The organism is uncultured Tateyamaria sp., assembly GCF_947497045.1.
In the GTDB taxonomy this organism is placed as follows: Bacteria; Pseudomonadota; Alphaproteobacteria; order Rhodobacterales; family Rhodobacteraceae; genus Tateyamaria.
Genome location: NZ_CANMEU010000011.1, coordinates 1 through 14,379 on the forward strand (window position 1 = coordinate 1; position 14,379 = coordinate 14,379).

15 protein-coding genes and 1 pseudogene are annotated in these 14,379 nt (G+C 53.5%); 7 read left to right on the forward strand and 9 right to left on the reverse strand.

The features are described from left to right. Window positions 1-38 precede the first annotated feature (38 nt). On the reverse strand, window positions 39-389 hold the full coding sequence (locus Q0859_RS17700) for an EamA family transporter (protein WP_366523221.1): 351 nt from the start codon (window positions 387-389) through the stop codon (window positions 39-41). Window positions 390-411: 22 nt separating this feature from the next. On the opposite strand from Q0859_RS17700, the pseudogene Q0859_RS21540 reads away from it, so the two are divergent. Then, window positions 412-489 (forward strand): annotated as a pseudogene (locus Q0859_RS21540) (pentapeptide repeat-containing protein); the annotation flags it as partial. A gap of 158 nt (window positions 490-647) precedes the next feature. On the opposite strand, the gene Q0859_RS17705 reads toward Q0859_RS21540, so the two are convergent. Both Q0859_RS17705 and Q0859_RS17710 read right to left on the reverse strand, forming a co-directional pair. Beyond that, complete coding sequence (locus Q0859_RS17705; protein ID WP_299153713.1) at window positions 648-1,640, reverse strand: putative sulfate exporter family transporter; 993 nt, start codon at window positions 1,638-1,640, stop codon at window positions 648-650. A 101-nt stretch (window positions 1,641-1,741) separates the two neighbouring features. Next, on the reverse strand, window positions 1,742-2,518 hold the full coding sequence (locus tag Q0859_RS17710; RefSeq protein ID WP_299153715.1) for a succinate dehydrogenase iron-sulfur subunit: 777 nt from the start codon (window positions 2,516-2,518) through the stop codon (window positions 1,742-1,744). 191 nt (window positions 2,519-2,709) lie between these two features. Here Q0859_RS17710 and Q0859_RS17715 point away from each other — a divergent pair, with 191 nt between their 5' ends. Then, window positions 2,710-5,055, forward strand: coding sequence for a nitric-oxide reductase large subunit (locus Q0859_RS17715; protein WP_299153717.1), 2,346 nt, complete (start codon window positions 2,710-2,712; stop codon window positions 5,053-5,055). 108 nt (window positions 5,056-5,163) lie between these two features. Next, complete coding sequence (locus Q0859_RS17720; RefSeq protein ID WP_299153719.1) at window positions 5,164-6,342, forward strand: NnrS family protein; 1,179 nt, start codon at window positions 5,164-5,166, stop codon at window positions 6,340-6,342. 46 nt (window positions 6,343-6,388) lie between these two features. Here Q0859_RS17720 and Q0859_RS17725 read toward each other — a convergent pair whose 3' ends face one another. After that, a complete protein-coding gene (locus tag Q0859_RS17725; RefSeq protein ID WP_299153721.1) occupies window positions 6,389-7,222 on the reverse strand; it encodes an AraC family transcriptional regulator in 834 nt (277 codons plus the stop codon). Between the two features lie 636 nt (window positions 7,223-7,858). Here Q0859_RS17725 and Q0859_RS17730 point away from each other — a divergent pair. The 4 genes from Q0859_RS17730 (at window position 7,859) to Q0859_RS17745 (ending at window position 10,481) form a co-directional block, all read left to right on the forward strand. After that, a complete protein-coding gene (locus tag Q0859_RS17730) occupies window positions 7,859-8,305 on the forward strand; it encodes a DNA starvation/stationary phase protection protein (protein WP_299153723.1) in 447 nt (148 codons plus the stop codon). Window positions 8,306-8,637: 332 nt separating this feature from the next. After that, a complete protein-coding gene (locus Q0859_RS17735; RefSeq protein ID WP_299153725.1) occupies window positions 8,638-9,078 on the forward strand; it encodes a MarR family transcriptional regulator in 441 nt (146 codons plus the stop codon). A 151-nt stretch (window positions 9,079-9,229) separates the two neighbouring features. Continuing rightward, the gene (locus Q0859_RS17740) at window positions 9,230-9,973 is read left to right on the forward strand and encodes an alpha/beta hydrolase (protein WP_299153727.1); all 744 of its coding nucleotides are present in this window, start codon (window positions 9,230-9,232) and stop codon (window positions 9,971-9,973) included. Between the two features lie 28 nt (window positions 9,974-10,001). Beyond that, complete coding sequence (locus Q0859_RS17745) at window positions 10,002-10,481, forward strand: Rid family hydrolase (protein ID WP_299153729.1); 480 nt, start codon at window positions 10,002-10,004, stop codon at window positions 10,479-10,481. Window positions 10,482-10,503: 22 nt separating this feature from the next. Here the strand turns inward: Q0859_RS17745 and Q0859_RS17750 are convergent, their stop codons facing one another. The 5 genes from Q0859_RS17750 to Q0859_RS17770 form a co-directional block, all read right to left on the reverse strand. Continuing rightward, window positions 10,504-10,722, reverse strand: a complete 219-nt coding sequence (locus tag Q0859_RS17750; RefSeq protein WP_299153730.1) for a hypothetical protein — start codon at window positions 10,720-10,722, stop codon at window positions 10,504-10,506. A gap of 12 nt (window positions 10,723-10,734) precedes the next feature. After that, a complete protein-coding gene (locus Q0859_RS17755; RefSeq protein ID WP_299153731.1) occupies window positions 10,735-11,808 on the reverse strand; it encodes an NAD(P)/FAD-dependent oxidoreductase in 1,074 nt (357 codons plus the stop codon). Between the two features lies 1 nt (window position 11,809). Beyond that, the gene (locus Q0859_RS17760) at window positions 11,810-12,493 is read right to left on the reverse strand and encodes an SDR family NAD(P)-dependent oxidoreductase (RefSeq protein ID WP_299153732.1); all 684 of its coding nucleotides are present in this window, start codon (window positions 12,491-12,493) and stop codon (window positions 11,810-11,812) included. Then, on the reverse strand, window positions 12,493-13,161 hold the full coding sequence (locus Q0859_RS17765) for a cupin domain-containing protein (protein WP_299153876.1): 669 nt from the start codon (window positions 13,159-13,161) through the stop codon (window positions 12,493-12,495). Before Q0859_RS17765 ends, Q0859_RS17760 begins: the two co-directional genes overlap by 1 nt. Window positions 13,162-13,518: 357 nt before the next feature. After that, window positions 13,519-14,364, reverse strand: coding sequence for an AraC family transcriptional regulator (locus tag Q0859_RS17770; RefSeq protein ID WP_299153733.1), 846 nt, complete (start codon window positions 14,362-14,364; stop codon window positions 13,519-13,521). Window positions 14,365-14,379 lie beyond the last annotated feature (15 nt).

The following is a 14,379-nucleotide window of genomic DNA, read 5'->3' on the forward strand; positions in this document are numbered from 1 at the left end:
TGCTTAACTAAGCCCAGATGAGCGACGACTCCTCAAAGTCAAACCGCCATCTGTCTCAAACCATTTGATGACGGACATGATGGCCGCAATCCATCGTAATTTCGGCACCTGCTCTTGAAGCAAGAGAACAGAAAAAAAACCATCGCAAAAATTGGGCTGGTGAAGCCAATTGCGGTGGCAGAAGCCAGTGGAATTACTTGAATGGCCGCGAACATCAACGCGATGCCTCCAAAGCCTGCAATCGTCCGGACCAGATATCGTGAAGGCGATGACATTTGGAAGAGAGACGGACGGGTGAACATGAACGGCAGCATCAGAAGTGCTGCAACGGCGTACCGCGCAAAGGCGGTCTGAAACACCGGGATCGTCTCGATTGTTTCAACGACCACGTCAGCGGCCTGTTGACCCGCAATGCCCTTTGACGGATGTGATTTGAGAGGGTGTGATTTCACCGGTGCGAAGCTTTCTGGCTGTACCTTCCGAAGAGCAAAAATTTCGGGAGCAATATTTGACCCCGAGACCCTAGAATCTGGAATGCTCACACAGGCTGAAGATTTCGAGGCTTACATCAATGGCTTCCATAATCCGCGCCGCCGCCACTCAGCACTGGGCTGGAAAAGCCCCGTCACATTCGAAAGAAAAGTGGCTTAAACGAGCACTTGGAGCGGCACGAAAACGTGACGGGTCCAGTAGATACCCCCTAAGATAACGAGGGCAATGAAGACAGTTTCCGAGATTATCATCACGATGGCTTGAGGTCCGACCTCGAGGACACGGCGCAATGAGGTTCGTAGCCCGACTGCGGCGATGGCCGTCAGCAACGCCCATTGGGATATCTGGCCAAGTGCTGAGCTTAGCCATTCAGGGAGCAATCCAAAGCTGTTGAGTGTTGCAAGAACAAGGAAGCCGATGATGAAGGATGGAACGATCGGAACGCCCGCAGCACCTTTGTCGGTCCTCATGCCCCTGAACATGATTGATAGCAGCAGAATGAAGGGCGCAAGAGTTGCGACCCGAAATAACTTGATCAATGTGGCAGCGTCCCCAGCTTCTTGAGACACCGAAAAACCTGCGCCAACGACCTGCGCAACGTCATGGATTGTCCCGCCGAGGAACACCCCGATCTCGTCGGTGGAAAGCCCAATGGACTGGCCGACAATTGGATAGACGATCATAGCGATGGTGCTGAGGACTGTGACGCTCAGGATGGTAAAGCTGAGGTTCCTGTCGGAGTGTTCGTTTTTTGGAAGGACAGCGGCGATCGCGATTGCTGCTGAGGCCCCGCATATTGCCACCGACCCGCCTGTGAGGAGACCCAAGCGCCATCCGCGACCGAGCAGGTAGGATACAGCTAAACCCAGCAACACCGTCAGGATCACCCCGAGCAGTACAAGGGCGATCATCTCCACCCCAAGGGCGAGCAGAAGCTCAAAACTGATCCGGGCACCAAGTAGTGCGACACCGATCCGCAGGACGGTTGTCGCACACAGCTCAATGCCTGGTGGACATGCCCCTTCCTCGCTCAGGAAGTGCAGTGCGATCCCGAGGAGCAGTGCCATCAACATGGCAGGTACGCCATAATGCTCTGACAGGAACTGCGCCGCCAGAGCGATAATGCCGGCGACGATAATACCGGGCATATGTTTCTGCACTGACGCTATGTGTGATTCCACAACGACCTCCTGACCAGGCTGGATGTGTGAATTCCGTCGCAGCTTGTTTCAAAAACCCCCTGAACGTTTCAGAGGTTTCGTTCGACCATCATCTTCTTGATTTCGGCAATGGCTTTGGCGGGGTTCAGTCCTCTGGGGCACGTCTTCGTGCAGTTCATAATCGTGTGGCACCGATAGAGCCTAAAAGGGTCTTCGAGGAAATTCAGCCGTTCCCCCGTCGCCTCGTCCCGGCTGTCGGATATCCAGCGGTGCGCATTCAGCAGCGTCGCTGGACCCAAATACCGATCTGAATTCCACCAATAGCTGGGACATCCGGTTGAACAGCACGAGCACATGATACATTCATAAAGCCCGTCGAGTTTTTTCCGATCCTCTTCGGATTGAAGCCACTCTTTCTCCGGTGTGGGTGATGTGGTTTGCAGCCAAGGTTTGGTCGCTGCGTGCTGCGCGTAAAAATGAGTCATATCGCACACGAGATCCTTGACGACACTCATATGTGGAAGTGGGTAGATCCTGATCGTGCCTTCGATCTCATCCATGCCTTTGGTGCATGCTGTCCAGTTTGTACCATCGATATTCATGCCGCATGAACCGCAGATGCCTTCCCGACAGGACCGGCGGAATGTAAGCGTTGGATCGATCTCGTTCTTGATCATAATCAAGGCGTCAAGCACCATGGGGCCACATCGATCAGTGTCGATGTAGTACGTATCAAGTCGCGGGGGTGTGTCGTCATCCGGTTGCCAGCGGTAGACTTTGATCTCGCGAATCCCTGTCGCATCCGGTTTGGGCCAAATCTTGCCCGCAACGATGCGGGATCCCTCGGGCAATTTGAGTTGTACCATTGTTACCGCTCTCCCCGGAGTCCAGCCTGTATTGAACGCTAGATCAGTTGATATTTAAAGATATTTTCAAAGTATATCTTCTAGATTTTGTTCTGAGAACTGTCAAACAGAAACATGTGCAATCAAAGATGTAGACAAAATATATCTTATAAAATATCTTTGCCCACATCTGACGACCGGGGGTTTTTGACGTGGAAAATTATCAATCAACTTTTTCTGTAAACCGCTTATGGAGCATTCTTGCCGCGAGCCTCGTGCTTTTCTTTGGTACGCTTCTCTACCTTGGTCACGAGATCTATCAGGTTGCCCCTCAAATCCCCGAAAAGATCCAGACTGAAGGTGGGGCCACGGTATTTACCCGTGCCGATATCCAATACGGGCAAAATGTCTGGCAATCCACCGGCGGTATGCAGCAAGGATCGATCTGGGGCCATGGGGGGTATGTGGCTCCGGATTGGACCGCCGACTGGCTTCAGCGCGAGGCCAACACCTTATTGAAATTGTACGAGGACAAGAACCCGCTCCCAACCTTAAGCGACGACGCCAAGCGTGCGGCCTATCTGGGGATGCTCCGCGCCGAGATGCGAACAAACACTTACGATGAGGTTTCCGGGACGACAAAAGTGAGTGATCGCCGACACGAGGCAATCAAAGAGGTCGGTGAGCACTATAGCCGATTGTTCATGGCCGAGGGGCAGGAATACCTGGATTTGCGCCGCGAATACGCGATGCCCATACACTCAGTGCTGACCGCCGATGAGGCCCATGCGTTAAATGCATTCTTCTTCTGGACGTCCTGGGCTGCATCCACCAATCGCCCGGGTGAGACATATACCTATACCAGCAATTGGCCACATGAACCTTTGATCGAGAACGTGCCGACGGCGGCCAATTTCATGTGGAGCATTGCATCGATTATTCTACTCCTCGCCGGTATTGGTGCCATCGTCTGGTATTATGCCAAACAGTACGACATCTGGCGCGACAATGTTGAGCCGGAAGGTGGGTTTGCTCAGTTCGACTTTATGGATCGAGCGACCGTCACACCCTCGATGCGTGCCACTGCAAAATATTTCTGGCTGGTGACCGCCATGTTTGTTGGGCAGGTATTGCTCGGAATGGTCACGGCCCACTATGCGGTAGAGGGGCAGGGGTTTTATGGTCTGCCATTCGTCGAATATCTGCCCTACTCCGTGACCCGCACCTGGCATACACAGCTTGCAGTGTATTGGATCGCGACGGCCTGGCTCGCGACCGGTCTCTACGTTGCGCCCCTTCTTGCCCGAAAGGACCCGCCTTTTCAGGTGTTAGGTGTCAACATCCTCTTTGTCAGCCTGATCATTATCGTTGGTGGTTCTTTCCTTGGGGAATGGGCCGCGATCCATCGCTTCATCGAGAACATGACGGTGAATTTCTGGTTCGGCCACCAAGGTTATGAATTCGTGGACCTGGGACGTTTCTGGCAGATCTTTCTGGCAGTCGGGTTGTTGCTGTGGGTTTTGCTGATGTTGCGCGCCATGTATCCCGTGCTGACACTTGTCTCAACAAAATGTCAGGCCCTTTCGTCAAGCGCCAACAAGTCCTTGCTTTATCTGATCACCCTTGCGGCGGTTGCAATCGGCACGCTGTATCTGGCTGGCCTGATGTGGGGGCAACATACAAACATCGCCATTGCGAATTATTGGCGCTGGTGGGTTGTGCATCTTTGGGTCGAGGGCGTCTTTGAGGTGTTCGCAACGGCCATGATCTCGATCCTGTTTATCCATATGGGATTGCTGCGAATCCAGACGGCGACCGTCATGGTTCTGTTTGCGACCATTATCTTTCTGAGCGGTGGCGTCCTGGGGACGTTCCATCACCTCTATTTCAGCGGCACCCCGATCTCGGTGATCGCCATCGGGGCCAGTTTTTCTGCGCTGGAGGTCGTGCCGCTCATGGTGGTCGGGTTCGAAGCCTACAACCACGCAAAGTTGGAAGAGGTAGAGAAGTGGGAAGAGAACTATAAATGGCCCTTCATGTTCTTCTCTGCGGTGTTGTTCTGGAACCTCGTGGGAGCAGGGCTTTTCGGTTTCCTCATTAACCCGCCTCTGGCCCTCTTTTACATGCAGGGTATGAACTTGACCGCCAATCATGGCCACGCGGCCTTGTTCGGTGTCTATGGTATGCTTGGTCTTGGGCTCACGCTCTATTGCATGCGCGGTTTGACAGATCTCAGAGACTGGAACCACAAGCTGATCAAGATCAGTTTCTGGTCTCTCAATATTGGCCTTGCGATGATGACGTTCCTGTCCCTTTTGCCACAGGGCATTCTACAAACCTATGCCAGCGTAAAACACAGTTACGCACATGCCCGATCGGCTGAATTCATTCACTCTCCGATAATGGAAGCACTCGTCTGGATGAGGGTCCCTGGCGATATCGTTTTTGGGGTCGGCGTGTTCGCGTTTGCCATCTTTGTCTATCAGGCATTTCGGGGTCGCGCGAACCGACTGGTGTCTGACCTTGAGCAAGAGCAGTCGCCGACTACGCCAATGTGAGACATCGGGTGGGATTCGCCCAAAGTTTGAGTATAACCCAGTCCTTGGGATAGCCGTGTGCAATCTGGTGGTCCGCGAACATCGCTACATTCGGAGAAAGTGAAACCAGTGTCCACATTCCTGTCCTACGGATTCCGGCCCTTCTTTTTCCTGGGCGCAATCTGGGCGGCCGTCGCGATGATGCTTTGGACCTCCATGCTTGCTGGCGTTATTTCAATGCCAATTCGGATGGATCCAGTGTCATGGCATGCACATGAGTTCTTGTTTGGCTATCTCGGAGCGATAATCGCCGGTTTTCTTCTTACAGCCGTACCCAGCTGGACGGGGCGTGCACCCATTGGCGGGCTAAGGCTCGCTTTCCTGATCGTCGTCTGGGCTGTCGGGCGCGGGGCGTTCTCTGTGTCAGACATGTTGTCACCGATCACAGTTGCCACGATTGACCTCCTCTTTCCAATCCTCTTGGCCATCATCATCGCACATGAGATCGTTGCGGCGCGAAATTGGAAAAACCTGATTGTCGTCATTGCGCTCACTGCCTTCGTCGCAGCGAATGGCCTTTTTCACATTGAGGCCGCCCGAGGGGATTACGGGGCCGGTGGGGTTGGACTTCGCTTTGGAGTGGCAGCCGCGTTGATGCAAATCTCGATAATCGGTGGCCGTGTGATCCCGGTGTTCACCCGAAATTGGCTGATGAAAACCGGTCGAACAAACGTCCCGTCAAAGCCGATGGGTTATTTCGATATCCTCGCTCTGGTCGTGACGGCCATCGCATTGATCTTGTGGGTTGTGTTGCCGGATCAGGCTTTGTCCGCCTATGCATTGCTGGCGGCGAGCCTGCTTCAAGCGATACGGCTTTCTAGATGGTCGGGCATTGCAACCTTTTCGAATTCCCTGCTCTTCGTGCTGCATGTCGGATATGCCTTCATACCTCTCGGGGCTGCTCTTGTGGCGTGTTCGATATTGCGGCCAGACCTTTTGAGCACGGCAGCTTCACAGCACATTTGGATGTCGGGGGCGATCGGTTGCATGACGTTGGCCCTGATGACGAGAGCGACACTGGGGCATTCGGGCCGTGAGTTGCGAGCGGACATGGGTACCAATCTGCTCTATCTCAGCGTCATTGGCGCGACAGCTGCCAGATTTTTTGCTGAGCTTACGCCTATGGAACCGTTGGTTATGTACTCCGCAGCTGCCTTGCTTTGGATCACGGCCTATTCAGGGTTTGCCCTCTTGTATTGTCGGATGCTTTTTGGTGATCCGGCGCTTCAGTCCGTGCGGGTGAAATGAGGGAAAAGTGGTCCTAAAATCAGATGTCACTCTGGCATAAAGCTCTTCACGATGTTTGCGCGCTGCGGCTCAACATTGTGCGGTAGGTGGCGGGCGTGCGTCCGGTGACTCGTCGGAAAACGGTTGTCATGTGACTTTGTGAACTAAAGCCCGTCGCGTAGGCGATTTCTGCCAGACTGGTATCGGTCTGAGAAATCATACGTTCCGCCGCTTCGACCCGCCGCTTGATCACATAGTGGCGGATACTGATGCCCATGGCAGACCTGAACATGCGGGCAAAGTGGTGCTGGCTGATATTTACGTGTTGCGAGATGTGATCCAGATGTAGCGGAGCAGAGAGATTTGCGTCGATAAACTCGATACTGCGTTGGATAGAAGGCGACTGAACACTTGTTTCATCGAATGTTGTCTGGCTCAAAATTTGCAACATCCGCACCGCCAGCAAATCGCGGAGGAACGATGTTTCGACATTTTTGACACTGTGGTTGGGCGTTTGAAGATATCCCTTGGTGATCTCCGCAGCGCCCAGCATTGCGACATCCAGTTGGTTCCACATAGCGGTTGTGCAGTCACGCAAGGCTTCTCGGGCCGGGATTATACGAATGGCGTTCAATTCAAAAACGAAACGCACGGAAAGGCCATTGCGCACAGTCGAATAAACATCAGTTGTGCCGCATGGCAGAAAATTGAACGAGTTCGGTATCGTTGTTTGAGGGGCACCCGCACAAGGCGGCTGCGAGAACCTGCCCTTGCTCCCACTAAGATATATGTCCACGAGGTATTGATCAGGCTTCAACTCTAGGTGCTGCGATCCAGGTTGGACGCAACTCAGGCTATAGTGGCGATCGATAATGATCTTATCTTCGAAATTTTTGTTCATGTCCTGCTCCGCCGTCGAACGAAGAAATACTCAACAGCAGTTATGGGGGATTTCGAAAAGCCTCGTGACTTGCATATTCTTGCTCAGGAAGTCGGCTAATCTCCAAAGAAACCGGTTCCCATGGGGCCATTTGTGTAAGTGTTTGCAGTATCTTGGACCTCAACGGATCGTTCAGCCGAGCGGTATGCCCAACTTCTCCGGCGCTTTCAGCTGAAACGGCATGCGCATTTAGGTCCGCACTACCCAAAACAACAAAATTATGCAGCCGCCCGACACACATAGCTATCACCCATCCGTCTTGAGGTTTTGTAGCTTTGACAGGTCGGCATTGATCAGAAACGTCCACTCCATTTGCATCACTCTCCGATGATCGACAGGCCGTACGGTGCCGCATAGCAGCATCACTACCCCAGGGTGTCAGCTTCCGCAAGGCGGGGCAAAAAGCCCAAATAATTAGAAACTTCGTGTAATATTAACATATGCTTACATCTCAATCGCGAAGATCCGCTCATCCTGCTATTGACTATTGGATCGTCAAAATTACCCTTAGGTCAATTTACTAGCGCACTCGCGATACCCTAAGGCCAAGTTTGCTGGCGCACTTGTGAAAAGCGCTCTTTTTGACATGGACACAATATGATCAGTGCGACGGATTCGAACATCGAAATTTTGAAGGTTGTCTTAGGCAAAACCTTCCGGCTCTACGTGCAGACCCACAGCTATCATTGGAACGTTGAAGGCCATCAGTTCTTCAGGCTGCACAAGATTTTCGAAGAGCAATACACCAATTTATGGGAAACTCTCGATGAGCTTGCCGAGAGAATAAGAGCCCTGGGTGCATTTGCTCCGGGATCGGTTGCGGACTTTATGGCTCTTGCTGGCGGGTCGGAAGCCGCGAGTGCCCAGTCTGCTGATGACATGGTCAACAAATTGATAGACGAACACAATGAGCTTGCCGAGATCCTGCGAAATGCTATCCAGATTTCTGAAAATGCCGAAGACGATGTTTCAGCGGGGATATTGACAGATCGGCTGACATGGCACGAAAAGACGATCTGGATGCTCAAAGCGGGCCAAAGTTGAAGATTTCATAAGTTTTACATCTTGCAGCAGTCTGACAGTTGCTCCGTGGGTGTCGCTCGAAAAATGTGCGTCTGTGCAGGGCATCAGATGGAACCACGACCTGTCAAAAGACGATGCGCGCAGCATGCGGTAAACGGCACAAGGCGTGTCATCAGCAAAAATAGCTGTAAACACTTACCGAATCCAATTACCTGCTGGCCAAAGTCGGAGACGACCAAATGTTTGCCCCGGTTTACCATTGCAGTTGCGGTGCTCACCGCTTTAGAGTGTTATGTCGTTGTAGGTCTTGGCAAACCTCATCAGACCCGTACTGATCCCGTAGCGAGCAAATGATGTCGAACACCAAGCTGAAAAATCCGCTGATACTCAGCGAACAGATGTGCTTCTCGCTTTATACGACGTCACGTGCGATTACCAAGAAGTACGCGGAACTTCTTGCTCACCTGAACGTAACTTATCCACAGTATCTGACGCTGCTTGCCTTATGGGAAAATGATGGCATGACCGTGAACGAATTGGCGCAGGCACTGGAGATTGAAGGGGCAACAATGACCCCTCTTGTACAGCGCATGGAAAAGCTGGGTCTCGTCGTTCGTAAACGAAATTCGGATGATGAACGGCGAGTCAATGTCGTGTTGACAGAAAGAGGAGCCAGCTTGCGCGGGAAGGCAGTGTCTATCCCGCCAGCCTTTGGCTGCGCAATCGGTGTAAGTGACGTCGAAGCCCAAGCAATGATCACTGAACTCAAGAAAATACGAGACCGTTTGAAGTGACCTCTGGAAGGGCATGAGGGGGTTCTGAATTCAATCATTTTAGCTAGTGCACTATTGACATGAGTCGCAGTCACAATTTAAAGACTAGTGCACTAGTTAAGTTACCTAAATCAACCTATGGGAGAAAACTATGCGATTCCGAAAGCTTCTTATGTCTACATTCGTCTCTTTGGGGCTAACGCTCACGGGCACCACGACTGCATTGGCCGAGACGCTTGCCGCGAAAACGGTGGTTTTGGTCCATGGGGCATTTGCTGATGGCAGTTCATGGAGCGCGGTTTCACCGCTCTTGCGCGAGGCGGGCCTGAACGTCATTGCCGTCCAGAACCCGTTGGACTCCTTGATGGGCGACGTGGCCTATACCAATCGTGCCATAGACCGTGCCGAAGGCCCGGTTGTTCTGGTTGGTCATTCCTGGGGCGGCATGGTCATCACCGAAGCAGGTGTACACGATAAGGTCCAGTCACTGGTTTATGTCGCCGCCTATGCGCCTGATGTCGGCCAGTCTCTGGGCGAAGCCGCAATGCTTGACGTTTATCCGGCCCCGGGTCTGGGCGCACTTCAGCAGGATGAGGCCGGCTATTTCTATCTACCAGAGGCCGCAGCCGCTGAATTTTTTGCACATGATCTGCCAGCGGATCAGGCTGCATTCATTGCCGCCAGCCAAGGATTGCTGAACAGCAAAGCACTGGAAGAACCAGTGACGCAGGCCGCCTGGAAGGACAAACCATCCTTCTTTGCCATCGCTGGCGATGACAAGATGACGCCAACGCCGCTGCAACGCGAATTTGCCAAGAAGATCGGCGCTACATCTGCCGAGGTTCCCTCAAGCCACGTTGTCATGGTTTCAAACCCGCAGTTTGTCGCGGACCTGATCATTCAAGCGGCCAAGTGATTCAACTTCCAACAGTAAGGAAAATACTATGAAAAATATTCTTATCTCCGGGATTGCGGCCCTCGCGTTTGGCGTCTCCGCTGCAAGTGCAGAAGAGGCGCGGACAGGGGTTTACCCTTCTGGAAACGTGCCCATCGCGCCTTATTCGCCGGGTATCAAAACGGCGAATGGCTTTCTCTACATCTCTGGTCAAATTCCGTATGTGGATGGTGCAATCCCGGCGCATGCCAGTGATGGTGAAAATGATGTTCAGGACCAAACCAAGATCGTGATGGAGAATATCAGTGCCGTGATGGCCGAGGCCGGGTATGACCTGAATGATGCGGTTCGGGCCACTGTCTTTATCACCGACATTTCAGGCTATGGTGCCTTCAATGAGGTGTACGGAACCTACTGGGGCGAGGGCGATTTGCCGCCTGCGCGCGCGGCGGTCGAAGTTGGGGCCTTGCCCGGTGGCAAACCCAACGCGCCAGTGCTGGTTGAAGTTTCCATGATTGCTTACAAGTAACCGCGCACGGTTTTTGTCCAGATCAAGAAGTTACATGAATTGCCAGTCCGAAAGGGCTGGCAATTTTGCTGACAGATCTGCGATAGCTGAGCTTGTGACTTCCTTGCACGACCGTGCAAAGCTCAGTTTTTAATGCAACACGCTTATACCCGCCCAGATATTCGTCTGCCCCTGCGTATAGTCGTGTACCTTCCAGATAAGGCAACGCTGCGGCCGCTTCCAAGTCTGCTGCGTTCAACATATCCGATTTGGATCAACTCGCGTGGGCGCGATCTTTTGTGGTGTTACCAATTGTCCGCGCTACGTTGTCCGCGGCCTCCAGCGCACCTTCGATATAGCCGCCAAACTGAGGGGCGACTTCTGTCCCGGCAAAACGGAGTTGACCATCCCATAAATCGATCATCGCACCAGGCAGTCCATAGGATGGATGCGCATAAAGCGGTTTCTTGTCCGCGTCCGTTGATGTGTAGGGATCAAACGCCCAGTCCTTGATAAACAGCTTGTTGGGATTGGCCGCTTCTTCGCCAAACAACCGGGCAAATTGTGCCAAAACCTGATGGCGCAGGGCCTGTTCATCCCTGCGGTTCTGTGGCGGAACACCGATGAACCCAAACAAGGCATATGGCCCACCTTCGGCAGGTGAAGCATCATGTACTTCGGCCATTGGGCCAAATCGGCTCATCGCGTCCCCTGAAAGCCCTGTTTCCCGCCAGAATGGTCTGTCATAAACGGCGATCGCCTTTGCCTGCCCTGCCATCCAGGTTGCAATACCCTGCATCGCGCGAATTGTCCCCGCAGGCAAAGCGGGTTCAAATGTGATTTCGGCGGCAACTCTTGGAGGAAGCGCCAGCACAACCGTACCTGCTGTCAGCGTGGTGCCATCCGCAAAGGTCGCCGTGATCTCGCCGCTGGTCCTGGACAAGCTGGTCACAGCGGCGTTCAGCCGTTTGTGCGCATCAGGCAGGCGATCTGCCAGCGTTTGGGTAAGATGCGCCAAGCCCCCCTTAAGCCGCCAGGACCCCTCCATGGAAGCGAAACCGCGGCCGCGCTGCACATTCTGCTGCTCGTCCTCAAAGGACAATATGCCGTCGGAAAACTGGTCGAACTTCTCCAGTTTCAGCCGGTCGATCAATGCGGCAATCCGGGGCTGCCCTGGCCAGAACCATGCCGGACCCATGTCGAAATAACCCGTACCAAGCGTTTCCGTCTTGATCCGCCCGCCAAAGCGCTCTCGAGCTTCGACCAGCATGTAGTCGTGGCCTTGCGCTTCAAGTTGTTCAGCCAAAGCCAGGCCAGACAGCCCGCCACCAATGATCAGAGTTTGCATGTCAAAAGCTTTCTGATGCCGGTCGCATATCAATCTCATGCGTCCATGTTGATTGGGGTTGATGTGCCAATTGCCAGTACATTTCTGCGATATCTTCCGGCTTCATCATTTTCGCCGGATCAAGGCTGTGCAGATCGCGCGAACGCTCTGTATCAATGATCCCGTCGAGGATGGTGTGGCACACATGAACACCTGCTGACTGGTATTCTCTTGCCAGTGATTGGGTCAGGCCCCGCAGTGCAAATTTGGCACTGGCAAAGGCAGAAAACCGCGCGCCACCACGCAAGGAAGCAGTTGCGCCGGAGACAATAAAGGTCCCGCCGCCAGCTCGGGTCATTGGCTGCAATGTTGCCTGGGCCAGTAACACGGCTGTTTGTACCATCGATGTCCAGGTTCGGCTGTAATCCTCTACGGTTGTGCCCGTGAACGGGGCAATCACCAGTTCCGCCGTGTTGTGAACAACGACACTTGGTGGACCATGTTTTGTGATGATTTCGGCAATCGTTTTCGGGACGGTTGCGGTATCGGCCAGATCGAGCACATGAAAATCCCCAACGGGCGAGTCCGGGCGCGTACGGCCAAGCCCGACAGGGTGATACCCACCTGCCTCAAAGCGCGTGAGAAGCGACTGACCAAGACCAGCCCCCGCCCCGGCAACAAGTGCCAGTTTCTTGCCAGTACCCATCAGACGGCCGGTGGTCTTGCATATGGCAAGTGACCCGTCTTGACCCAGACCTTTGCACCATCAGCACCTGCAACAGTGGACAATGGTTGACCTTCGGGCAGACGCAACCATGCACCCTTGCCAAGCGTGTCGCCGCTTTCGACAATGGAGCCCTCAATGACCAGCAATTCGATGCCACCCGCGTCGGAATTGGCATAGTTCGCACCCGCGTCGATGTGGCTGTACGTCACCGTTTCGCGGTCGTCTTGATGCAGCACTCCGGTGGCGACACCGTCAACGGGCGCTGGTAGTTCATCGGCCATAGTCCTGTGGAACTGGGTGCGGTCATCCATGTCAAACTGCCAGAGCTTTACAAAGATCGTACACCCCGCGTCAGACCCAGGCGTATGTTGTGATGTCGGGGGGTTGCGTACATAGGTCCCGGCCGGAAAGTCGCCGTGCTCGTCCTGAAAGACACCGTCAAGCACGATGAATTCCTCCCCCCCGGTATGGGTATGGGCCGAAAACTTGCTGTTGGGTGCATAGCGTACAATGGTTGTCGCGCGCGCAACTTCGCCTCCGATCCGGTCCAGCATCCGCCGATCCACGCCGGGCATCGGCGAGGCATTCCACTCAAGCTGATCAGAGTGGACGACCACGCGTTTTTCAAAATCCGCATTCAGTTCCATGTTTCTCCATTCGACTCCATTGGGATCGGAGTTCACGCTCCAACGTTTGGGTTCCATTCGTTCACTGTGTCAGGTTCTGCAAGAAATCGCCCGCCGTAAATCTTCATCAGCCTGTCATCACAGTTATATGATCTCTTGCTCGGTTCCGAACAGACCATCTTGCCCAGAAAGCCTGAGATAGCGTCGGCCCGAAGGACCTGCCCCTGACATCTCTACAGGTGTCGGTTTGATGGTCGAAACCGAATCTTCGCGCCGCTGGTGGATAACGATTTTTCGGCCTAAAACAGCTTTCTTTACGGTTCCGAAAACGGGGCCCCTGACGACCGGCTCATATACCGACGTGTAGATACCGCCGACTCACTGCTTGATGATCTTGCGGTATTTGCCTGGGCTGGTGCCGACAAAGCGCTTGAAGCTGGAAATCATGTGGCTTTGCGATGAGAACCCAACCTCGTAAGCAATTTGTGCGAGTGTTGCATCGCTACGCTCAAGCATCTCGCGCGCTTTGTTGACCCGGTGACGCAATACGAATTTATGAGGCGTCATGCCTGTGTCAATTTTGAACATCCGAGAGAAATGGAAGACGCTGACACCCGCAATTTCAGCCAGTGTTGCCAGCGATAGCTCTTCATCTGTGTGCTCGTCGATATACTCCAGAATCTGCGCGACCCTGAATTTGCCCAACCCGACGCGGACAGCTTCTTGGGTTGATCCTCTGAAATTCAGGATCTCACACACGAGTAAAGACGCCAGCGCCTCCGCGCGCATCCGCCCACCAAGACCTTCGGAGCCCAAAAAATCATTGATCAGTGCAGAATATTGCGGGCTGCGTTCCAGGCGGGGATGGAAGTCGATGGGTTCAAAAAGCGGCTTTGACACTCCAAGCTCGGTTTCACAACGCTGCCGAAGACCATCATCAAAAACAAGGTAGAGGTAGCCACCGGATTTCTCCGACGATGTTGATTGCCAAATACCTTTCGGTATGTAGGAAAAATCGCCAGCCTTAACATGTGCCCGTTGCATCTTGCGGCCACCAAGTGCGGCGTCAGCGACGAAAGAATTTTGATGAAGTGCCATGATGCTGAAAGGCATTACCGCCTCAGTCTCGAGGTTCTCAACCGGCGCGGCATACCCAAATGTGAGATCTCCGTATCCGATGGCTTTGCCATTTCGGGGCCAGGCGGCTTGTCTTCCAGTTCGCATTTGCTTACTCCAAAG